At 27.8% G+C, this 22862-nt stretch carries 16 protein-coding genes; 9 read left to right on the top strand and 7 right to left on the bottom strand.

The annotated features are described in order from the left end of the window. Nucleotides 1-54 precede the first annotated feature (54 nt). The gene (locus tag KGF36_RS15080) at nt 55-579 is read left to right on the top strand and encodes a peptidylprolyl isomerase (protein WP_227830372.1); all 525 of its coding nucleotides are present in this window, start codon (nt 55-57) and stop codon (nt 577-579) included. A 662-nt stretch (nt 580-1241) separates the two neighbouring features. Here KGF36_RS15080 and KGF36_RS15075 read toward each other — a convergent pair. Next, nucleotides 1242-2840: a putative manganese-dependent inorganic diphosphatase gene (locus KGF36_RS15075; protein ID WP_227841488.1), complete on the bottom strand. Its 1599-nt coding sequence runs from the start codon at nt 2838-2840 to the stop codon at nt 1242-1244. An 857-nt stretch (nt 2841-3697) separates the two neighbouring features. Here KGF36_RS15075 and adhE point away from each other — a divergent pair. Continuing rightward, on the top strand, nt 3698-6340 hold the full coding sequence (gene adhE, locus KGF36_RS15070) for a bifunctional acetaldehyde-CoA/alcohol dehydrogenase (protein WP_227842898.1): 2643 nt from the start codon (nt 3698-3700) through the stop codon (nt 6338-6340). Nucleotides 6341-6698: 358 nt separating this feature from the next. On the opposite strand, the gene KGF36_RS15065 is transcribed toward adhE, so the two are convergent. Genes KGF36_RS15065 through KGF36_RS15055 form a run of 3 tightly spaced genes read right to left on the bottom strand, consistent with a single transcriptional unit; the run spans nt 6699 to nt 10330 of the window. Continuing rightward, entirely contained in the window at nt 6699-7040 is a 342-nt protein-coding gene (locus tag KGF36_RS15065; RefSeq protein WP_227829300.1) for a hypothetical protein, read from the bottom strand. A 39-nt stretch (nt 7041-7079) separates the two neighbouring features. After that, nucleotides 7080-7742, bottom strand: a complete 663-nt coding sequence (locus KGF36_RS15060; protein WP_227829301.1) for an ABC transporter ATP-binding protein — start codon at nt 7740-7742, stop codon at nt 7080-7082. A gap of 11 nt (nt 7743-7753) precedes the next feature. Then, nucleotides 7754-10330, bottom strand: coding sequence for an ABC transporter permease (locus KGF36_RS15055; RefSeq protein WP_227854819.1), 2577 nt, complete (start codon nt 10328-10330; stop codon nt 7754-7756). 207 nt (nt 10331-10537) lie between these two features. Here KGF36_RS15055 and KGF36_RS15050 point away from each other — a divergent pair, with 207 nt between their 5' ends. Both KGF36_RS15050 and KGF36_RS15045 read left to right on the top strand, forming a co-directional pair. Next, nucleotides 10538-11473: a sensor histidine kinase gene (locus KGF36_RS15050; protein WP_227829303.1), complete on the top strand. Its 936-nt coding sequence runs from the start codon at nt 10538-10540 to the stop codon at nt 11471-11473. An 18-nt stretch (nt 11474-11491) separates the two neighbouring features. Then, nucleotides 11492-12229: a LytR/AlgR family response regulator transcription factor gene (locus KGF36_RS15045; protein ID WP_227829304.1), complete on the top strand. Its 738-nt coding sequence runs from the start codon at nt 11492-11494 to the stop codon at nt 12227-12229. 182 nt (nt 12230-12411) lie between these two features. Here the strand turns inward: KGF36_RS15045 and KGF36_RS15040 are convergent, their stop codons facing one another. From KGF36_RS15040 to KGF36_RS15030, 3 genes are all read right to left on the bottom strand, one after another. Then, nucleotides 12412-17478: a DUF4132 domain-containing protein gene (locus KGF36_RS15040; protein WP_227854818.1), complete on the bottom strand. Its 5067-nt coding sequence runs from the start codon at nt 17476-17478 to the stop codon at nt 12412-12414. Between the two features lie 24 nt (nt 17479-17502). Next, a complete protein-coding gene (locus tag KGF36_RS15035; RefSeq protein WP_227829306.1) occupies nt 17503-17922 on the bottom strand; it encodes a hypothetical protein in 420 nt (139 codons plus the stop codon). A 233-nt stretch (nt 17923-18155) separates the two neighbouring features. Then, on the bottom strand, nt 18156-18407 hold the full coding sequence (locus tag KGF36_RS15030; RefSeq protein ID WP_227829307.1) for a hypothetical protein: 252 nt from the start codon (nt 18405-18407) through the stop codon (nt 18156-18158). A gap of 88 nt (nt 18408-18495) precedes the next feature. On the opposite strand from KGF36_RS15030, the gene KGF36_RS15025 reads away from it, so the two are divergent. From KGF36_RS15025 to KGF36_RS15005, 5 genes are all read left to right on the top strand, one after another. Further along, nucleotides 18496-19242, top strand: coding sequence for a YkgJ family cysteine cluster protein (locus KGF36_RS15025; RefSeq protein WP_227829308.1), 747 nt, complete (start codon nt 18496-18498; stop codon nt 19240-19242). Nucleotides 19243-19286: 44 nt separating this feature from the next. After that, entirely contained in the window at nt 19287-20198 is a 912-nt protein-coding gene (locus KGF36_RS15020) for an MBL fold metallo-hydrolase (RefSeq protein ID WP_413841143.1), read from the top strand. Nucleotides 20199-20248: 50 nt separating this feature from the next. Continuing rightward, nucleotides 20249-21061, top strand: coding sequence for a GTP pyrophosphokinase family protein (locus tag KGF36_RS15015; protein WP_227829310.1), 813 nt, complete (start codon nt 20249-20251; stop codon nt 21059-21061). A 107-nt stretch (nt 21062-21168) separates the two neighbouring features. After that, the gene (locus KGF36_RS15010; protein WP_227829311.1) at nt 21169-21861 is read left to right on the top strand and encodes a metallophosphoesterase; all 693 of its coding nucleotides are present in this window, start codon (nt 21169-21171) and stop codon (nt 21859-21861) included. An 86-nt stretch (nt 21862-21947) separates the two neighbouring features. Further along, on the top strand, nt 21948-22832 hold the full coding sequence (locus tag KGF36_RS15005; RefSeq protein WP_227829312.1) for a hypothetical protein: 885 nt from the start codon (nt 21948-21950) through the stop codon (nt 22830-22832). Nucleotides 22833-22862: the final 30 nt, after the last annotated feature.

The raw sequence follows: 22862 nt of genomic DNA, 5'->3' as shown, positions 1-22862 counted from the left end.
AATATAATAAATGTAATTGTGTAATTTAATTAATAAAAAGGAAGGTAATAAGTCATGGAAAATAAAAATCCTATAGTAACTATAGTAATGGAAAATGGAAAAGAAATAAAAATTGAGTTATACCCAAATATAGCACCAAATACAGTTAAGAATTTTGTATCATTAGTAGATGATGGATATTATAATGGAGTAACATTTCATAGAGTAATACCAGGATTTATGATACAAGGTGGATGCCCAAATGGTACTGGAATGGGTGGCCCAGGCCATTCTATAAAAGGTGAATTTAGTGGAAATGGATTTACTAACAATCTAAAGCATGAAAGAGGAGTTATATCAATGGCTAGAACTATGGCACCTAATTCAGCTGGTTCTCAATTCTTTATAATGCATAAAAATTCACCACATTTAGATGGTCAATATGCAGGCTTTGGTAGAGTTATAGAAGGTATGGATACAGTTGATGAAATAGCATCAGTTAGAACAGGAGCAGCGGACAAGCCAAAGACTCCACAAATTATGAAAGCTGTGACTGTAGAAACTTTTGGAGTAGATTACTCAGATGTAGAAAAAAACTAGGTCATAGATAGATAAAAGTAAAAATCTATACAACTTAAATATAAAGTGAGATGTTATTATATTTTCTAGAGGATATGAATACATCTCACTTTTTAATTTAATTTATTTTACTGAAATTTAGTTATATATTAAATTTTTATTATACTAAATAGCTCCAATAATCTTATTAGAATATTATTTAATAGTATTATAGAAAAATAATTCTATTAAATTATTTATGATTAGGTTTTTAATATATAAGATATTAAAATAAATATATAAGATATGTGGAAAACATTTATTTTAACATTTTTTAAAGCTAATTTAATGATTTTGTTTAAAAAAAGAAAGTTATTTGTATGTTTTTACTTAAGAAAAAACATTATAATGGTAATATATTCTATTTACAATTTCATAACTTTGGTTTACAATAATAGAGACAATAAATCCTAAAAACATAATAAGAAAAAAGTGCTTAATATTTGAGAGAGACTGGTTTAGTTTACACCAGCTAGACCAGTCAAGGAATAATTTAAAGTGTAATATATAATAAGAAGAGAATACACTATTAGAATTTTCTAATAGTGTATTCTTTTTTTATAGAATTTATTATTGTTATGTAAGAAAAAAACTGTTTCAAATTTAAATTTGAAACAGTTTTTGTGTTGTCTAAAGATTTTATATTATTTAAAATTTTTAATTGCAGTAGTTAAGTTAGGTACTAATTGTTTCTTTCTAGATACAACACCTGGAGCAAATGTTCCTTGAACTCCTTCAATACCAAATGCATCAGCAATCAATCTATCTTCTGCTTTGTAAATTAAATAAGAACCTTCTTTTATTATATCTGTAACTGCAAGAACTAATTTGTCATAATCAGTTGAATTTATATAAGATAAAAATTCATCCTTCTTAGCAAATATAGAGTCTGTGTCTAAAGTAAATACTTGTCCAATACCAACTTTATGTCCACTCATGTTAAACTCTTTAAAGTCCATATTTACTATTTGTTCTATAGTAAACTCATCTAAAGAAGTACCACATTTAAACATATCCATAGCATATTTTTCCATGTCTACTTTTGCTATTTTACTTAATTCTTCACAAGCTTTCTTATCCATATCAGTAGTTGTTGGAGATTTAAATAATAATGTATCAGATAATATAGCAGATAAAAGAAGACCAGCTATTTCATAAGGTATCTCAACGTTATTTTCTTTATACATTTGATAAATTATAGTACTATTGCATCCAACAGGCATAACTCTAAAAGACATAGGAACATCAGTAGAAATACCACCAAGTTTATGATGGTCAACTATTTCAACTATATTTGCTTGTTCAATTCCATCAGCACTTTGAGCATATTCATTGTGGTCAACTAAAACAACATTCTTTTTAGATGGATTTAATAGATGCCCTTTTGAAATTAATCCTAAAAACTTATTGTCATCGTCTAATATAGGATAAGATCTAAAGTTTGTTTCTAACATAATTTCTTTTATTTCATCCATATAGTCGTCTTCTTTAAATGTAATCAAGTTGTCTGTGGCTTCTATAGAATCCAAGAAGCTACATTGATTTATGACATTAGAAGTTTTGTAGTTGTCACTTTCAACAGAAACAACAGACACTCCATTTATTTTAGCAAGAGCTAGTAAATCTTTTGAAATTTCTGTATGATTAGTAAGTATTAAAAGTTTAACTTTTGTATCGATGGCGTATTCAATACTATCATATCTATCACCAACAATAGCTATATCCCCTTCTTTTAAAGTCTCTATTAGGGTTTCCATACCAAATGATAAAGTAACAACTCTACCTTTTACATCTTCACCACAATCTACAAGGATAGTACCATTAAGGTTTTTGCAGATATTTGATAGTGATGTGTGTATAGTTGTAAAATGTTGATGAAGAAGGTTTTTAGCTATTTCTTTCATAGTAATAATACCAGCAAAAGTTCCATCCTCATAAGTTACAGGTAATGTTTTAACATTTTTTTCATCCATAAGATTATAGGCTTCTAATATAGAAGAAGTTGGAGTTAAAGGTAGTACCCTATCATAATTTAAATCTCTAACTTGTATTCTAACGTTATCTAAGATTTCAGGTGCATCTACCTTAAAGTAGTCTAAGGCATACTTAGCTTCCTTTCTGATATCTCCTAAAGCATAAGCTGTTGCTTCTATTCCTAGCTTGTTTTTTAAATATGCTAATGAAATTGCAGAACATATTGAATCTGTATCTGGATTTTTATGTCCGAAAACTAATAAACTCATTTTAAAACTCCTTTCAAAACTTGAATATAATAATAATTGATAAAAATATTATATCAAAAGGTAGTGAGTATTTGTTGTAAAAAGAAAAAAATTTAATGAAAAAAATATTATATGCAATTTTATCTTTTACATATATAACAAATTTAATATAAAAATTTTTATGATTTATACTTTTATTCAATGAAATTGGGGTTTATTAACAACTAATTCATTGAAGATAGCTGCGAAAAAATTAATTAATATGATGAGTAAATAAAAATTTATGAAAATTTTATAGTATAAATTTTTTTGTATGTATCTCATAAGTAAAAAATTAACGAGTGCTATATAAAAATTATTTATCTATATGAAAAATATTATTCTAAAATATTGATTTAAAAATAACTGATAGAAATTAAAATAATTTTAGATTATGTATTTTTTAAAATTATATAGTTATTATTAAAAATAAAAAGTATATATAAACCAAAAATAAGTATTATTTTATGAAAATGAATCCAAATATTATATATTACTTGTACAAATAACATATAAAATTTAATAAGTTAAAAAAATGAAAGATATAAATTATCATTTTAGTGTTTTATTTAGTTAAATTAAATTATTTAAATGAAATATATCTCATTTAAGTAAAAAAATTTAATAATAGTAAAAAAAATAATGTATTTGTTAAAAAATAAATTCACGAAATATTCAGAAAAAAACTTCTTGACCTAGAACAATAAAGGAAATAAAATCTAAAGTGTAGAGATTAAATCTATAAAATTATTTTAAGTATAGGTTAAAAGATATAGATAATGCATTTAAGATTTATAAAAAATATGAGGATGCATAATTATTTTAGGGAGGTTTTTGGTATGGATAAAAAAGAAAAGATTGTAGAGAAGTCAAATGTTGAAGTATGTAGTCCTGAGATTGTCAACAGTGTTGAAACATTAAAAATAAGGCTAGAAGAAATAAGATTAGCACAAAAAGAATTTGCAACATTTACACAAGAACAAGTAGATAAAATTTTCTTAGCAGCCTCAACAGCAGCAAATCAACAGAGAATTCCTCTAGCAAAAATGGCAGTTGAAGAGACTGGTATGGGTATTGTTGAAGATAAAGTTATAAAAAATCATTTTGCTTCAGAATATATATACAATGCTTATAAAAATACTAAAACTTGTGGTGTCATAGAAAAAGATGAGGCATTTGGATTTACGAAAATTGCTGAACCAGTAGGTGTATTATCAGCAGTTATACCAACAACTAACCCTACATCAACTGCTATATTCAAATCACTAATAGCCCTAAAGACTAGAAATGGTATAATTTTTTCACCTCATCCAAGAGCTAAAAACTGTACTATAGAAGCGGCTAGAGTTGTACATGATGCGGCAGTTAAGGCAGGAGCACCAAAAGGTCTTATAGGTTGGGTAGATGTGCCTTCAATTGAATTGACTAATGTTGTTATGGCAGAAGCAGACCTTATATTAGCTACTGGTGGACCTGGAATGGTTAAATCTGCATACTCTTCAGGTAAGCCAGCTGTTGGAGTTGGACCTGGAAATGTACCTGCAATAATAGATGAGAGTGCAGATATAAAAATGGCTGTAAGTTCAATATTAGTATCAAAATCATTTGATAATGGTATGATATGTGCTTCTGAGCAAGCAGTAATAGTACCAGAAAAAATATATGAAGAAGTTAAAAAAGAATTTAAATATCGTGGCGCACATTTCTTAAATAAAGAAGAAACAGAAAAGGTAGGTAAAGTAGTAATAATTGATGGAACTTTAAATGCCAAAATAGTTGGGCAACCAGCTCATGTAATAGCTAAAATGGCAGATGTAGAAGTACCAAAAACAGCTAGGATAATAATTGGCGAAGTTGAATCTGTTGAAGTAGAGGAACCTTTTGCACATGAAAAACTTTCTCCTGTCCTTGCAATGTACAAGTCTAAGAGTTTTGAAGATGCAGTTGCTAAGGCTGAAAAATTAGTTGCTGATGGTGGGTATGGTCATACTTCATCATTGTATGTAGACTCTATAAATCAACCAGAGAGAGTAGAGAAGTTTGTAAATGCTATGAAGACTTGTAGAGTATTAGTTAATACTCCATCATCACAAGGTGGTATAGGTGATTTATATAACTTTAAATTGGCTCCATCTCTTACTCTTGGTTGCGGTTCTTGGGGTGGAAACTCTGTATCAGAAAACGTAGGAGTTAAGCATTTACTTAATATCAAGACAGTAGCTGAAAGGAGAGAGAATATGCTTTGGTTTAGAGCCCCACAAAAAGTTTATTTTAAAAAAGGATGTTTAGGTGTAGCAGCAAGAGAATTTAAAGATGTTATGAACAAAAAGAAAGCTTTTATAGTAACAGACTCTTTCCTTTACAATAATGGATATACTAAGAAACTAACTGATTTATTAGATGAAATGGGAATTAAGCATACTACATTCTTTGATGTTGCTCCAGACCCAACACTAGCTTGTGCAAGAGAAGGGGCTAAGGCTATGGCTGATTTCCAACCAGACTTAATAATATCTGTAGGTGGAGGTAGTGCAATGGATGCCGGCAAGATAATGTGGGTAATGTATGAACATCCAGAAATAGATTTCCAAGATTTAGCAATGAGATTTATGGATATAAGAAAAAGAGTATATGCATTCCCTAAGATGGGTGAAAAAGCATACTTTGCAGCTATTCCGACTTCAGCAGGAACTGGTTCAGAAGTAACTCCATTTGCAGTTATAACTGACCAAGATTCAGGTGTAAAATATCCATTAGCAGATTATGAATTAATGCCAAATATGGCTATAATTGATGCAGATATGATGATGGAAATGCCACCAAGATTAACAGCAGCGTCAGGTGTTGATGCCTTAACACATGCACTAGAAGCATATGTATCTATGTTAAGAACTGAACCAGCTGATGGACTAGCACTTCAAGCAGGTAAAATAATATTTGAGTATTTACCTCGTGCATATAAAAATGGAAAGACTGATAAAGTAGCAAGAGAAAAAATGGCAATGGCATCTACTATGGCTGGTATGGCTTTTGCGAATGCTTTCTTAGGAATTTGCCACTCTATGGCACATAAACTTGGTGCATTCCACCATGTTCAACATGGTGTTGCAAATGCATTATTAATAAATGAAGTAATCAAGTTCAATTGTGCAGAGGCTCCAAATAAAATGGGTGCATTTTCACAATACAGACACCCTGATTGTATACAAAGATATGCTGAATTTGCTTCTTTTGCAGGAATTAAGGGGAATACAGACCAAGAAAAAGTGGATAATCTTATAAAAGCAATAGATGAATTAAAGGCAAGAGTGGGTCTTCCTAAGACTATAAAAGAAGCAGGAGTAGATGAAGCTAAATTCTTAGAGGGATTGGATGCTATGGTTGAACAAGCATTTGATGACCAATGTACAGGTGCTAATCCTAGATATCCATTGATGAGTGAATTAAAAGAGATATATTTGAAAGTTTATTATGGTAAATAATATTCATTTTAGAATATCGATTCTATTAGATTTGTATATAAATTATTCGATTTGCATATAAATAGAATTTTACTAGAACTATATAAATAATTTGTTAATAATAGATTATAACTTAAAACCTAAATAAAAATGATAAAAGGTAAGAAAATTCATATTGATTTTGAATATGTATATTTAATCAATTAACTTTAAAATTAGTCACAAAATTTTTTTATTACATATAATTTTAAAGCAAAATATATAAAAAACTTTATGAAAAAATTATAAAAATATTCAGAAAATTCTATTGACTAATCTATTTATCATGATATAATAGGTATAGAAAACAAAAAAACTGGGGCCTATTAAGGCCCCCTTACTACTTTTTGATAGATTTATTTAAAACTACTTTCTCATTTTGATTTTTTATATTTATTACAGAGTCGCTGTAATCTACCTCGAAGTTAGCAAAGGCAGAAAATAAATCTATATCTCTTAACAAATGAATTGTCATGCAATGATTGTTTTTATTCAACCTTAGAATTAATGCTCTTACAAATGGGAATTGGATTCTAGAATTAAATAAGTTAGAGCCATCAGTATCTATATCTAAGCTACGATAATTAATATCTATAAATATATCTACATCATTATTATCTTCTCTTATTATTCTGTAGTCAAAATCCAAGTCTAAATTTAAATTACCTAAAACTAATAACATTTAAATCCTCTTTTCTATAAGTAGTTTTAGAGTGTTAGTTTAACTAAGCTCTCCATCTATTATAGATATAATTCGGTCTGCTTTTCTAGCAATATTTTCATTATGTGTTATTATGATAAGAGTTTGGTTATATTTTTTTATAGAACTTTTTAGTAAATCCATAACTTCTTCTGTAGTTTTACTATCCAAATTTCCTGTTGGTTCATCTGCTAGGATTATACTTGGTTTTGCAGATAAAGCACGTGCAATAGCAACTCTTTGTTGTTGTCCACCAGATAATTGATTGGGAAGATGATTTTTCCTTTTATTAAGTCCCAATAAAGTTATAAGGTCTTCGATGTATTCTTCATCGACTTTTTTATTGTCTAACTTTAATGGCAATTCTATATTTTCCTTTACATTTAATACAGGAATTAAGTTATACTGTTGAAATACAAATCCGACTTTTTGTCTTCTGTATTTTGCTAGTTTTTTATTTGAAAGACAACATATATCTTTACCATCGACTTTTATAGTACCATTACTTGGTCTCTCAAGACCTCCTACTAAATGTAGAAATGTACTTTTCCCACTTCCACTTGGACCAATTATCGCAACAAATTCACCCTTATTTATTTTTAAATTTGCATCCTTTAGTGCATGTACAGATGTTTCCTTTTTTCCATAAATCTTACCTAAGTTAATAGTTTCCAATATAGGCATAATTACCCCTCCTATTCTGTGATGTTTATAGCTTCAACTATACTAATTTTATTTATCTTCCTTGATGGAATACATGTAGCTAGAATACCTACAATTATATTTGCTAAAACAACTAGTATATATATTTTGTAATCTATTGTAAAATCTAATCCATATGATGCAAAGTCCTGTAGATAATACATTTTAAATTGTATTATAAGTCCTGACACGATGGTAATTATACTTGAGAGTACTCCATATAATATTCCCTCATAGAGTATCATATTTTTAAATTCTCTCTCAGAGATACCAATAGCCCTTAACATTCCAAATTCGCTAGTTCTTGAAGTTAAGTTATAACTTATGTTATTTATTATGTTAAGCACACTAATTATGAACATTATTGCTACTATGCCATAATTATAAATCATGGATCTAGATGTCATCTTATCAGAGTTTTCTTTTTCTACCATCATATCTATTGTTGTAGTTCCAGAGACTTCACTTCCAATTTTACCTAAAAGTTTATTTATTTTTTTACTGTTTGCATTTTCATTAAGGTCTGCATAAACTAAGTTGTACTTATCTACACCAGTTAATTTTTTTAGATATTCGCTACTCGTTATTACATCTACACCATCATCTCCAGAGTACGTATTACTATCTGCAAAAGGATAATTTACAATAGCTCCAACTTTAAATTCATATTCTAGGTATTCATAATTATCTTTTTGACTTTCATAAAGGTCCATATCTATTCTACCATTTGGATATTTGACTTTTATAGTATCGCCTACTTTTATATCTACAACTGGTGTTCCTTTACCATGGGTAAAAGTCTTCTGGTATTTTTTCGTTTTAGAAATTTCTGGTACGTATACTATAGCTAAGTTTTCTTTTTTCATTTTTTTCAAGTTTATATTTCCACTTACTAAGTATTTTTCTAATGACTTTATCATCTCATCATTATAACCTCTTAGCTTTTGCTTTAGTGTATATTTTCCAGTAGTATTATTTTTTGTAAATAGAGGATATTCCTTATAATAAGGAGTTGAATTTATAGCTTCGTAGTAATCTAATCTATTTATTTTATCTACCTCTATTCTCGTGTTTAAGATACTAGCAGTTTTGACTTTGTCAATTCCATCTATATTTTTTATTTTATCTATCTGATTATCATTAAAACCCTTTATATCCTTGAAAGAAGTATTGTTACCAGTTTCATTAGAAAAAGTATTTGATAGAATAAAATCTGCATTCATATATGTTTGTTCTTGAGAGCTTTTGTTTTGGACATCTAAAAAAGAAGATTTATAATTGTCTTTTATGACGATTATACCTCCTATACTCATAGATAATATAATTATAATGAAGCCCTTTTTATTTCTAAAGATATTTTTTGCAGATATAGATTTTGTTACTGATATATTTAAAGTTAATTTTGATATTAAAGAATTAACTTTGGTTACATTTTTATTAGTTCCAAAAGTTTTTCTGATAGCATCAATAGGAGAAATTCTTCTTATTTTTAAGTATGTAAAGAAACTTATAATTAGTATTATTAGTATTGTAGATGCAATTGATAAGAGGATTATTTTATCTGGAATAACAAAAGGTGTAACCTTTATATTTCCTTCAAATTGAATATTTCCTGCAGACCTATTAAATATTTGTGCACCCCCCATACCTGTACATATACCTATAGGCATTGCTATCAAAGCAAGTATGAAAAGTTCATAAAACATAAGTTTAAAAATCCTAAAATTAGTGGATCCAATAGCTCTTAAGACACCATATTCCTGTATTCTTTGGTATATTGATATAACATAGATACTATATATTACAATACCAGAAAATAGGCTCATAGCAATTGCAGTATATTTACTTGAGTCATCTAAAGTACCATTTTTCATGGTAGACTCTATAAGCATTGAGTTTCTTCTCACACTTTCCTTATCCAATATAGCATTTTTTGCTATATTGTCTATGTTTGTATTTATATTACTGTCTTCATTAAATTCAATATAAGTTGTAAAATTATCCAATTTTGATTCATTGAGATTCAAAAAAATTTCACACATCCCCTTTTGTTTCTCTATAAATCTATCTTCAAGTATTCCAACAACTTTAAAAGTTTCTGGATTTTCTTTTTGATATAATTTAAAAGTAAGGTCTTGATTTGTCTCTGGTTTTAAACCCATACTATTTAAAATCCATTTCTCGACTACCACCTCATTGCTAGCTTTTGGAAATCGACCTTTTATAAGTTTAGAATGACTAGTCAAGTAATTTTTATTTGCATGTAGTATGTTTATAGGTAATTTTTCATTAACATCTGTAGACGCATAGTAAGATGTTATACCCAGATTTTTAATATCTTTGCTAGATTTTATGGATTTTAATTGATTTCTCTTTACATTTTTAAAGTATACATGGTCAGCTCCAGTTTCTCTTTTCATTCTATCTACATCTGCTTGCTGAGCACTTCTTGAGAGGGTACCAATACCAACAATAAGTGATGTAGCAAGAATTATACTCAGAGCAATTGCTAAAGATCTAGCTTTATAACTTTTTATGTATCTTACTACTATTTTCAGATTATCTTTCATATTTACCACTTCCTTTCTTAACTAAATCAATTATATATTTATTTAAAATATATAGCAAAGTAAGTATTTTCAAGTTTTAAGTAGTTAATTGTATAAATTTATATGTATTTTTACAAGTTTAATTAAGCTATATGTAAATTTTGACTTTTTACATATTTTTTTTAAAATGATATAATTCTCATATAAATTGCAGAGGGGAGGGGAATTATGGAGAACAATTTTATATTTCCTGTAGTAATATTAGCTTTGTTTATATTTAGTAACCTTATAATGAATAAGTACAGGTTTTACAAAGAATTAGACATATTAAAAAGAGGACTATTAACATTTTTTATATCGTGTTTTGTATGGATTTTATTCATGGGGGGTATTCAACATATACAATTAAGTTTAGGATATAATTCTTTACTTGAAGGAGTATTAAATATTATACTTTTTTTAATTTTAATTATTTTAAGTTGTTATATAGGCTTTAAATTTATAAGATTGATAAATAATAACAATGAACAAGAATCTAAACTACAAAAACTAGATAGTAAAATAAATCATAAGGATAATATAATCGTCAAATTAAGAAGTCAAAAACATGACTATTTGAAACATTTGCAAGTAGTGTATTCTCTATTAAATACTGGGTTAGATGAAGATGCCAAAGAATATATAATGAATATATCAAATAGTTTTAAATCAAAAAATTCAAGGTATGGAAAAGTATCTTATTTAGATGCTATAGCTTCATTAAAATATGAGGAATGTCTTGAAAAGGATATATCTTTTGATGTCTACATTCAAGATTTTATGGATAATTTAGAGATTGAACCTAATGATATGAGTTCAGTACTATTAAATATAATAGACAATGCAATAGAGTCTTTGTCTGGTATAAAAAAGGAAAAGAAATATATAAGATTACATGCATATGAAGATGAATTTCAGTATATTATAGCTATAAAAAATAATGGTCCTAAAATACATAATGTTGAAAGTATATTTTGGGATGGTTTTAGTACTAAAGAAGGGCAAGATAGGGGTTATGGGTTACATCTAGTTAAAAACATATTAGACAAGTATGATTATAGTATACTTGTAAATAGTGATGATTTTTTTACTGAATTTGTAATCTTAATCCCAAAATATTATTAGTTAGGAGGAGAAAAGTCTGTGATAAAAGTTTTGATTTGCGACGATGATAAAATTGTAAGAGATGATATAGCAAATATAGTTAAAGAGTCTGGATATGTAGATTATGTTAAAAAAGTTAAGGATGGTATAGAGGCAATTGAATTTATAAAAAATGAGAAAATAGACTTATTGATTATTGACATTGATATGCCATATAAAAATGGGATTGATTCTGCTAAAGAAATTCTTTCTATAGATAAGGATATACATATAGTATTTGTAACAGGTTTTGCTGATTATAGTCTAGAAAGCTTTAAAGTGCATCCTATAGATTTTATAGTTAAGCCATTTAAAAAAGAAAAAATACTTGATTCTATTAATATAGCAATAGACCATATCAACTCTCATAAAATTGCTAAGAATAATTTTATAGAAGACACTCTTTTTGTATATAAAATAAGGAAACAGGTACATATGATTAATTTTGATGATATAGTTATGTTTGAGAAAAATTCTAGAGCTATTAATCTATATACTAAAGATGAAGATATAATAAAGTTTTATGAGAACTTTGATGACTTAAAAAAACGCCTACCTCCTAATTTCTTTATGACTCATAGACAATACATAGTAAATTTAAGGTTTATACATAAGGTTATACCTATAAATAAATCTTCATTAGAGATAAGGTTTATAAATTTTCAAGAAAGTGCCATATTAAACAAATCTCTAGAAAAAGATTTTCTATATAGATTTTATAGGGTTAAAAGATTTTAGTAAAGGAAGAAGGAAAATTTCTTTTAGTGTGATACAGCAAGTACTATGAAGGTGATATATAAGAAAGATTTATATAAATTATTTATAATTATGAACTAATTTATATAAGTTATAGTGTAAAATATATTGGACTTTCTTTAAAAAATTAGAAAGTCCAATATATTTTAGAGACAGTTTTATATTTATAAATTACTTAAGATACTAGGGTCTTTAATTTTATTATCTTCAGTAAGCAATAATATCTTAGACATAATCTCAGCAGTCTTAGGGTCTTCGTCAGCAAATGGAAGGAATATCTTACCTCTACTTTGAGAATGTACAGGAAGTATATTTAAAGCACCCATTCCTTTTTTATGTACAATACCAGAACCCATGTGTACAGAATAATCGCCTAAATTACCTGTTATAAGAGCATGAGAGCCTTCAAAATTGACATTTTTAATCTTTAATAATAATAGTAGCTCTTTAGCAATAGCTATACGCATCTCTACAGTAGAGTGGCTTGTCTCAGGGTCAACACCACCAGCATGAGCAACACTTACAACAAGGTCTATATCACGCATAACTTCAGAGAAAAGAATTGGAGGTATAGAAGCTAGTTCTAAGCTTTTATAAGTCTTTCTATTAAAGAATTCTACTGTTTCAATAGTTGGAGGTTCAATGTCTGCTGGTGAAAACCAATCTGCAAGTGCAAACATCTTTGCTACTATATTTTCTTTGTAGAATACTTTTTGTAAACCTTCCTCATAGTCAACAGTCCAAAGTTGATTTCTAAGAAGTGCTACCGTTTTCTTTGGCTGGATTTGATGACCAGCATATCTACGAGATATAGTTTTTTCAGACAATTCGTCAGCATTTATTCTATAATATTCACGGAACACTTGCTTAAATGGTTGAACAATTTGCTTATCAAATAAGTCATGTTGGAATTCACTCCACTTACCAGATTCAAATAGATGAACTGGATGTGCAAGTTTTAATTTATTTTTTGCAGTTAATCTATAAGATTCACCAGTTGTATCACAAATAAAGAACTTAGACTTATCATTATATATATATCCAATAGTATCATCACATACCCAAACTAGATTTTTAACTAAAGGACAAATAACTGGGTTTTTATAAATATTGGAGATTTCCTTAACTGTAAATACTGTTTCATTTTTCATAGCTTGCTCTAAACTTTGTTTTGCGCGAGAATACTGACTTTTTAAATCTTTTTGTACTGATTTAAGTTCAAGTACATATGGATGTTTTGCAAGTGCTTTTGGCACACTTTTTAAAGCCTTATCGCCTTTTTGGACTTTTATAGATGTTTTTCCTTTTTCATCAACATCTATCCAAAGTGAAGTTCCATCAATATCTTTTGGTTTAAACAGATGAGCAACTTCATTTAGCTTTTCCGTTTCAAGAGCCCACATCATACGATTGATATCTTCAAAACCAGCACTTCTAGCTAAGTTTTCCATTGCTATTGCACAAGCTTTTGATTCACTTTCACGACGTTGTGCACCAAATTGTTTGCTTTCTTTAGCAAACTTTTGAATAAATTCATAACGGAAAGTTGCTTCTTTAAGGTCACCTTTTTTCATAGGAAGTAAAGAGAAACTTCTCAATTTATCTTGATTTCTATTTGTTTCAATTTCTTTCATCAGCATGTCTTTATCAAGCTTTCCAAGTGTAGCATCAGCATAAAGCTGTGCACGTCTGTGAGAGTTTCCGCCACTAGTTATGTATTTAGCTGATTTGTAAAGGATATTGAATCTTTCTTCTCCAATAGTTTTATATGAATCCAAAAACCAATCTACATCAAATGCTCCATCCATGAAACTCTGTGGTGATATAGGAGAGAATAGAGCAACCTCTGATTCTTTTTGAGCAGAGAATCCTTCATTTATATGTGCATGGAAATACCAAATTGTACTCTTTAAACCTTTCCAGTTTAAATATTTTTCAATTATGTTTACCCATTGAGGAGCATACATAGCAGCTTCTATTAATCTTAATTCAGTAATATCAGTAGTTTTAAGTAAATTTTTTAATTCCTTAGAATTATCTTCTTTAGTAGGATAACAATTTTTAAGTAGAGAACTCAAAACATCTTTTTTTGAATAATTACTGCCATATGAATATCCTCTCTGGAAAGTTTCTTTACCAAGAGCAACTAAGATATTTACAAAATAATTCATACCTTCAAAATGTTGTATATTATCAGCTAGATGAGAAACTTCTGTTGGCATATCACCTCTACGTGATTCAATTTCTATAATCCTATTTGTAACAGTTTTTATATTGTTTTCAAGCCATGGATGTTTTTCTAATGTATCACCACTCCATCTAGGATTTGTTAAAATTCGTACTATATTTGTTGCATTGTATCCAGTTACAATTTCTCGATTGATTTGTTCCTCAGTCATTAATCCCAATTCATATGCACGAGCAAATATATCTATATTAGTATAAAATGGGAATTTATATTCTAGAAGTTGATAATTTGCAAATGTAGTGTAGAAGAACTTAGTAAATGAAATATCATCATGAATAAATGAATGTGCCTTTCCAAGCCAATAGTTCAAAATTGGGGCATCTAAAGCAGGGCAGTATTCATTTTGTCTATAGTAGTTTTTAGTAAACTCAACTCTTTGCTTTTTACACTGTTCAGTAGTTAATAGGTTTCTTAGTTTGTAATATGTATCCAAACAGTATTCAAACATTTCTTTCTGGTCAAATTCATTTAGTAATACTGAAAGTATTCTTCTTGTAAGAACATCAAATTTTAATTTCTCTAATTTTGAATATAATTTCTTTTGTTTTTTTTCATCAAGGACATTTGAATATATAGATGAAAACCAACTTTTCTCTATCTCATGATAAGCACATGGGCGTATACTATAAAATAAAATCTCAAGGATTGTTTTATAATCTAAATTAAGTTTCTTGCTAGTTTCTCTCCAAAGCTCAGCTAATGGATAATTATCAATAGTATCCTTATTATTTCCAGTTATACGTTTAATAGGAGTTAGATTATATGTAGAGTAACCTAAAAGTATTTTATCCATATTACCTGACCATCTCTCAACTTCATACTCATAATCTGCATTTTCAATGATAAGTTCATCAAATTTTTCATATACTTTTAATATTTTATTTATATCTACATCGAGAATCTTCTTAGCTTCTTTTTTAGTTGATATAGAAACAGAATCCTCATTAGAAGATAAGCTTAAATTAGAAATAATCTTATTAAGTTTTGATGGACTAGAGGAATCGCATTTAAAATCAAATTGTTCAGGAATTTGAACCTTATTTTCAGGATTGTATATGCCAAATCCATTTTCTTTACAATAATCATTTTTTGCTTTACCTAATAAATTATCAATTAATATCTGAACTTGAGATGTATTCTTTTTAGACTTATCAACACTTTCCACTAATAAAATAAGTTTATTATATAGCTCTTGTCTATCAGTATTGTCTTTTAATAAGTTTACAATTTCAAGTCCTCCAAGACATTTTTGCGAATTTGAAGATTTTATTAGAGAAGAAGCAATATTTTCTAGCTTTAAATCATCTTGTTCAAGTAAAATCTTTATTACTGTTTGTCTGATGGAACTTGTTTTTAAAGTAAGCAAGTTGTTTATTCTGTCTAACTCTACATCTGATAAGTCAAGTTCTTTAAGTAAAGTTAATACAATTTCTCTATTGGAAACACTCTTATCGCTCAAACATTCTAATAAGAAACTACGTTGTTTATCTGTTTTTGGCTCATTTATAAAATTAGCTATAAGTGAAGCTCTTAAATCTGAACTCATAAGATGACAGTTGTCCATTAGAACATCCATAAATTGAGTATTCATATCATATGCTGTTAATGTCATCATGCATCTAAGTATATTGTGAGAAGAAATTTCAACCCAAGACCATGGAAATACACTGCCAGAAAATTCCTTAGTTTTTGAATTTAAAAGTTCTAAGGTATGTTTTAGATTTTCAAATTGTTCCTTTCTAGCTTCAAAGTTTTTATCAATAGGAGAATCTGATAAGTCAAAATCAACTTTTCTGTTTTGCCAATTATAATAGTAGCCAACAGAACTTTCTACATAGAAGTTTCTAACTACCCATGCAAGTATCTCTAAATCGTCACCTTTAATATTTTTAGATGCAACAGAGTGTTTAAAATATGTACTTTCTGTGTTTGATAAGAAGTAAAGTGCCACAAGCTTTTTGTACTTTTCATCATGTGAAAGTAATTTTTCAATAAGAGAGTAGGAATCGTAGATATTGTAAGTTGCAGTTGCCCATAAAGCAAAATAAATTTCAAGGTTATCATTACTATTAATTGACTCTATACGAAACTCTTCATCAGTCAATGATTTATATGAAAGTTCTAAACACTTACGAATTATTCCAGGTTTTTGGTCTGAAAAACCAAGTCCTGTCCATGTATCCAAAGCTCTTATAACAGAACTAAATCTTTCTAAATTGTTATCTAAGATAGTTTTTAACATATAGACAGATGCAGGAATTGTACCTTCATCTAGACTTTCTACAATTTGTTGTCTAAGGCCTTCTTGTTGTTTAGCAGCCAAAAGAAGTTTAGAAAGCATTTCATAGCACTTTTCACTATGACTTTTCATAATACCAATTATCATTTGTCTAGTAAGTAGGGCGGTTTGATTTTCTCCAAAAATTACTTCTTCTAAAGCGTTGATTACATCATTATTTCCTTTATCTATTTCTAGTGCGATTTTATCACTCATTATATAGTCATATTGAAGAACTTTATCTGGAAGTGTAAGATAATCTAAGACAGAAAAATCATAATATATCAAACTAACATAATGTGAAATAAGCCTAATTATACTTCTAAAATAATCTTTAAGTCTATTTGAGCGATATCCTTTACGATAGTATCCTCCTGAATATGGATAATTCAATTTTCTTTTAATTAATTGGCAAAGTTCTTCCACTTGTTCAGGAGAAAACATTAATTCTAAGGCATTTTTTAAAGGACCAGAAAGTAAAGTGTCTACACTTTCAATTTCGTAGTAATAACAATTATAGTATTTTTTTATCATATCTAAGAATTTATTTTCATCTTTTACATCATAATAGTATGATTCATCTTTTACACAATCCCAAAGAGATTTAGCTAAGTCGTAATATGGTTTTGAAGAAGATTTAGTAAAATTGTTTTTAAAATCTTCAATTATTTTAGTATTTTTTTCTACTCTAGTACGTTCTGACATTTATGTACCTCCAATTTATTTATTTTAAAACATTCTTCCAGCAAGTAGAGTGAGTCTTATAAAAGTGAATATATCACCATCTTTTAAATTTATAGGAGAATTGAGTTCTTCAATAACATCTTCGTTTATAAGAACTTTATAGATTCCATCTTCAAATGCTTGTAGTGCAACTTCTATGGCTTTTTCTACAGATTGTTTGTTCTCATTGTAGATAGAGCCGAATCCAACTTTTCCAATGGTAGCTTGAGACTCAATCTCTTCACTAGTTAAAAAGCTTATTATTGATTTTTCTGGGGTCTTTTCATTATATTCAAGAACATTTTTAGATACAATTTCAGAGATAGCCTCTTTTAGGCAATTGATGTTGTCAGATAAATCAAAGGGGGTAAGTTCTAGCATAGGTCTACGTTTGCCAACAGCTTTAACTCTAAAATAAATTTGCATAAAATCACCTCGCAAAATATTAAGTATTAAGAAACTTAAAAAATTTATCTATTTGTTATATTATATCATTTTGTGAAATATTAGTGTGGGTTATGGAATTATTTTACAAAAAATAGAAAAAAAGCTATCTTAAAGTCTAAAAAAGAGATAAAAGATAACTTTTGATTGTGAAAATATATAATAATAACTACATGTAGTTATTATTATATATTTTAGATGATTGGTTTTAATAACTATCTTTTTTTATTTATAAATTTTATTCCTAAGTATTTTTTGATATCCTCTTCAGGAGAAAAATCGTCAATAAGTATTTCTTTGCCAGTATCTTCAAATACTACTAGAACTTCACAGTCACCCTGTAAGAAAAATTTTTTAACCGTGTCTTCTTTAACTTCTCTAACTTTTACTACATTCTTTTTTTCTTTTTCAAAGTCTTTTGTATAGTAACTTCCCATCATATTAATGATTTTTGTATATCTATTCATAAAATGCCTCCTCATGCGATTAAATTTAAAAAATATGTTATAATAATTGTTTGTATTAACTTAATAATTATAACAAGGAGTAATAATAATGACTAGTATAAAAAATAAAGATATTTTAAATTGTATAGATTATTCCACTAAAAATAAGCTCTTTAATGAACTAAATGATGTATATGAATCCTTACCAACTGGAAATTGTTCTGGTTGTGGTAATTGTTGTATGGAATCAGTAGGTATAAATTTAATTGAGTTTTTGAATATATTTTGTTATCTTGAAGATAGAGCGGATTTAAGAAGAAGATGTATAAGTAAAATAGTAGACTATTATTTTGAAGAGTATTCCAAAAAAAATTCATGTCCATTCAAAGACGATGATAATAGGTGTTTAATATATGAAGTTAGACCACTAAATTGCAGATTATTTGGACATTGGAAAAAAGCAGACTATAACAAAAATCTAGATAATGTCACTAAGAAAAATAATGACTATAAAGAGTTGATGAAGAGACAATTTGGATTTGAAATAAATGATGAAGTGGTAAATTATAGAATAGATTATTGTGAAAGCTTTATTCCAGGCAAAGGTTATTTGAGCAAATCTGAGAGATTAAGCTTTTTTGATAAACTTATGATACTAGATTCAAAACTTTATTCTAATGGCATTATAGATATAGATTTTAAGGATAGAGGTATAGTTGAATATTTTATAGAATCGCTATTTTACAGAGATTTAGCATATAATGTAAAAATAAGGATATCTAAAGAACCTAAAATAAAAAAAAGAACTATTAATAGAATAAAAAGGCTTATTCTACTAGAGTCTTATATTAAATAAATAATAACTTGTAGTATAAATATTGTCAAAATGAGGTGAAGATGGTGAATCTAACAAAAGTAAAAGGGAATACTTTCTTTATAAAAGGTGGTACAAATACAGGAATATATGTGTTTGAGGATAATACAGCACTTATGATAGACCCAGGATTATGTGGTTCGAGGCCCAGAAGAGTAACCAAAGTATTGGATGAAAATAAAATACAAGTTAGATATATTATAAATACTCATGGCCATGATGACCACTATGGGGCATGTAATCAATTTAAAGAACATTATAAAGATGTGTGTGTAATGTCATCAAAATACGATAAGTTATATATAGAAAACCCAGAATTATTTTCAAAGTATATTGTTGGGGGGAAAAGCAATATATTTATGGATAATATTTTAAAAAGTAAAATGTTAGATGATATAGAAATAGATAAAACTATAGATGGAGGTAGGCTGGAATTAAATAATGAAATGTTTGATATAATTGAATTTCAGGGACATACACCTGGAAGTATAGCTGTTTTAACTAAAGATAAGGTGATTTTTGTGGGAGACCTTTTGATAGGAGATGAAATTCTATCAAAATATGATTTCTTATTTTTATATGATATACAAGAACAAATGAACTCATTAGAAAAGTTAAAAGGTATAGATTTTGAGTATTTAGTTTTGGGTCATGGAAAACAAGTGATATCAAAAGAAGATGCTTATAAATTAATAGAAAAGCATTTGAATGCTTTAGATAAATATTTATACCAAATAAGACAGTTACTTGAAAAACCAAAATCTTTAGAAATTTTACTAAAAAATATTATAAATAACAATAATTTAAGCAATAATTATAAAGAGTATCATTTTTTTAAATCTTCATTGGTATCTGTTATAAGTTACCTAATTGATTTAGACGAAATAGGGTATATCTTAGAGGATGGAGAATTGCTTTACTATACAAAAACAAAATAAATTATGATAAAATAAAGAAGGTCATAAAAAACAAATAAAGGGTGAGCAATATGGAATACGAAAAATGGAATGAAATACTAGCGCCTTATGAACATGCAGTAGAAGAATTGAAAATAAAATTTAAAAATATAAGAAAAGAATATTTAGCAAAAGGCGAATATTCTCCCATAGAATTTGTCACAGGAAGGACAAAAAAAATATCTTCCATAATATCTAAGTTAAAAAGGCTAAATGCAAAAGATTTAGAAACTGAAATTGATGATATCGCTGGTATAAGAATAATGTGCCAGTTTGTTGAAGATATATATTCTATAGTTGATTTGATAAAAGTAAGAAACGATATGACTATAATAGGAGAAAAAGATTATATTACAAACTACAAAGATAGTGGTTATAGAAGCTATCATGTTATAATAAAATATCCTATAAACTCAATTGCGGGCTCAAAAGAAATTATATGTGAAATACAAATAAGAACTCTTGCAATGAATTTCTGGGCTACAATAGAACATTCATTAAAATATAAATATGACCATTACATACCTGAGACTCTAGCAGAAAGACTTAGAAGAGCTTCTGATGCTGCGTTTCTCTTAGACCAAGAAATGAGTGAAATAAGAGAGGATATAATGAAAGCTCAGGCTATGTATCAAATGAAGTCTATAGCAATTAGAGACACTCTAAATAGAATACAAGAGTTATATGACTTAGGTGATACACATAAAGCTATGCAGTATCAAAGAAAGTTGGATAGAACTGAAACAGACAAAAACATAACCGAAATTTTAGAATTAAAACAAGAAATAGATATGTTATTAGAGCAATATAAGGATACTAAGGTAGATGATAGAGTGGTTCAATAAAGCTACTTATAGAAAATTTACTAAATATTAATGGGGCTGCCTCTTAATGGAAAATAATTTCTAAGAAGAGACAGCCTATTTAGTTTAATCAAGGAAGGAATGATGTTATGAGTTTATATGCAATAGGTGATTTACATTTTTCAACATCGGTAAATAAGCCAATGAATATCTTTGGCAGTAATTGGGATGGTCATGAAAAAAAGATTATAGATAATTGGAAAGAGGTTGTTACAGAGGAAGATGTAGTATTAGTATTAGGAGATACGTCTTGGGGAATTAATTTATCAGAAGCTAAAAAAGACTTAGACATAATAAATGAACTTCCAGGTAAAAAAATACTTATAAAGGGAAATCACGACTATTGGTGGACAACAGTTACAAGTTTGAATAAGCTATATGAAAATATGCGTTTTATTCAAACAAATTTCTATGAATATAGAGATTATGCAATTTGTGGAGGCAGAGGTTGGATATGTCCTAATGATGTTAAATTTGATGAGACGGATGAAAAAGTTTATAAAAGAGAAGAAAATAGATTAAGGCTGTCATTAGAGTCTGCACATAAAAAAGGTTATTCTAAAATAATAGTAATCACTCATTATCCTCCTACAAATGATAGATTAGAGGAGTCTTTGTTTACAAAATTATATGAAGAATATAATGTTGAAAAGGTGATTTATGGTCACTTGCATGGTAAAGAGTCTTTTAAAATGGGTCTAAAAGGGATTCGAAATGGAGTTGAATATATATTAGCATCTTGTGATTATACAGAATTTAATTTAATAAAAGTTCACGATTAAAAAACATAAATTGGTAAATACTATAAGATACACGATTAAAAATAAATATTTGAGGGATTTCGGTTTTGAGAAAGGAGACACGATTTATGAGGTGGATATTAGTTTTTATATTTTTATATCTTATTCCTTTGATAGTGATATTCAGAAATTACAAGAATTTTAAGAGGTCTTGTATCTACAGTAGTATTTATGTAGTGTTAGCTACAACAATAATGATAAGCAACATATATATGAGTGGACTTAATAAGATAAAAGAATCTATGTATTATCATAATTATATTTCTGATGAGACGTATGATGAAAAATATGTATCAAATTTTAATGAAAAAGAAGATAGTGATTTAAAACAAGATAAAAATACACAAAGTACAGAAAATAATAAAGAAGAAAATAAACAAGATGTAACAAAGAATAATGATTTAGAAAGAAATACTTCAACAAATAGTGAATCAGAAAAACAAGGAAATACTGAAGAAAACAATGATAATTATACAAGTAAAGAAAATGATAGTGAAGATATTAAAAAAATAGACCTAGAAAGTATAGGAATTTTCAAGAAAGAAATTTATAATATAGAAAGAGTAGCTTTAGTACCAATGAGAGAATGTATACCTTATACTAAGGATATTGCAAAAAACATAACTAAATTATCTAGTATAAAAAAAGATGTTACAAATGCTAGAAATAAATGTAAAGAAGTTATAGAAGAATATGAGAATATGCAAATCCCAGAACTTTCTAAGGATGAATATACAAAGGTATTAAGCAGTGCTAGAGATGATGTAAAAAAGGCGTATGAACTTAGACAAAAGTCCATGGATAGTGCCTTAAAATTAATAAATACTAAAAGTCCTAAATATATAGGCAAGATAACTGAGTATCTTGATTTATCAGATAAGCAGATAGAAAGTTTTAAAAATAGATTGAATGATTTAAATGAAGAAATAGATGGGTCAAATACTATTGATTAATAAGAGTTAAAGAGATAAGTTAAAAGGGAG

The sequence above is a fragment of the Clostridioides sp. ZZV14-6009 genome (genome assembly GCF_020658095.1).
Lineage (GTDB): Bacteria > Bacillota > Clostridia > Peptostreptococcales > Peptostreptococcaceae > Clostridioides.
This window is presented reverse-complemented; position numbering and strand designations above follow the sequence as displayed.

Excerpts from the sequence above, each read along its gene's own strand:
- KGF36_RS15040 (WP_227854818.1), bottom strand. The coding sequence starts at position 17,478 with ATGTCAGAACGTACTAGAGTAGAAAAAAATACTAAAATAATTGAAGAT.
- KGF36_RS15035 (WP_227829306.1), bottom strand. The coding sequence starts at position 17,922 with ATGCAAATTTATTTTAGAGTTAAAGCTGTTGGCAAACGTAGACCTATG.
- KGF36_RS15025 (WP_227829308.1), top strand. The coding sequence starts at position 18,496 with ATGACTAGTATAAAAAATAAAGATATTTTAAATTGTATAGATTATTCC.
- KGF36_RS15060 (WP_227829301.1), bottom strand. The coding sequence starts at position 7,742 with ATGCCTATATTGGAAACTATTAACTTAGGTAAGATTTATGGAAAAAAG.
- KGF36_RS15055 (WP_227854819.1), bottom strand. The coding sequence starts at position 10,330 with ATGAAAGATAATCTGAAAATAGTAGTAAGATACATAAAAAGTTATAAA.
- KGF36_RS15005 (WP_227829312.1), top strand. The coding sequence starts at position 21,948 with ATGAGGTGGATATTAGTTTTTATATTTTTATATCTTATTCCTTTGATA.
- KGF36_RS15010 (WP_227829311.1), top strand. The coding sequence starts at position 21,169 with ATGAGTTTATATGCAATAGGTGATTTACATTTTTCAACATCGGTAAAT.
- KGF36_RS15050 (WP_227829303.1), top strand. The coding sequence starts at position 10,538 with ATGGAGAACAATTTTATATTTCCTGTAGTAATATTAGCTTTGTTTATA.
- KGF36_RS15030 (WP_227829307.1), bottom strand. The coding sequence starts at position 18,407 with ATGAATAGATATACAAAAATCATTAATATGATGGGAAGTTACTATACA.
- KGF36_RS15065 (WP_227829300.1), bottom strand. The coding sequence starts at position 7,040 with ATGTTATTAGTTTTAGGTAATTTAAATTTAGACTTGGATTTTGACTAC.
- adhE (WP_227842898.1), top strand. The coding sequence starts at position 3,698 with ATGGATAAAAAAGAAAAGATTGTAGAGAAGTCAAATGTTGAAGTATGT.
- KGF36_RS15080 (WP_227830372.1), top strand. The coding sequence starts at position 55 with ATGGAAAATAAAAATCCTATAGTAACTATAGTAATGGAAAATGGAAAA.
- KGF36_RS15075 (WP_227841488.1), bottom strand. The coding sequence starts at position 2,840 with ATGAGTTTATTAGTTTTCGGACATAAAAATCCAGATACAGATTCAATA.
- KGF36_RS15015 (WP_227829310.1), top strand. The coding sequence starts at position 20,249 with ATGGAATACGAAAAATGGAATGAAATACTAGCGCCTTATGAACATGCA.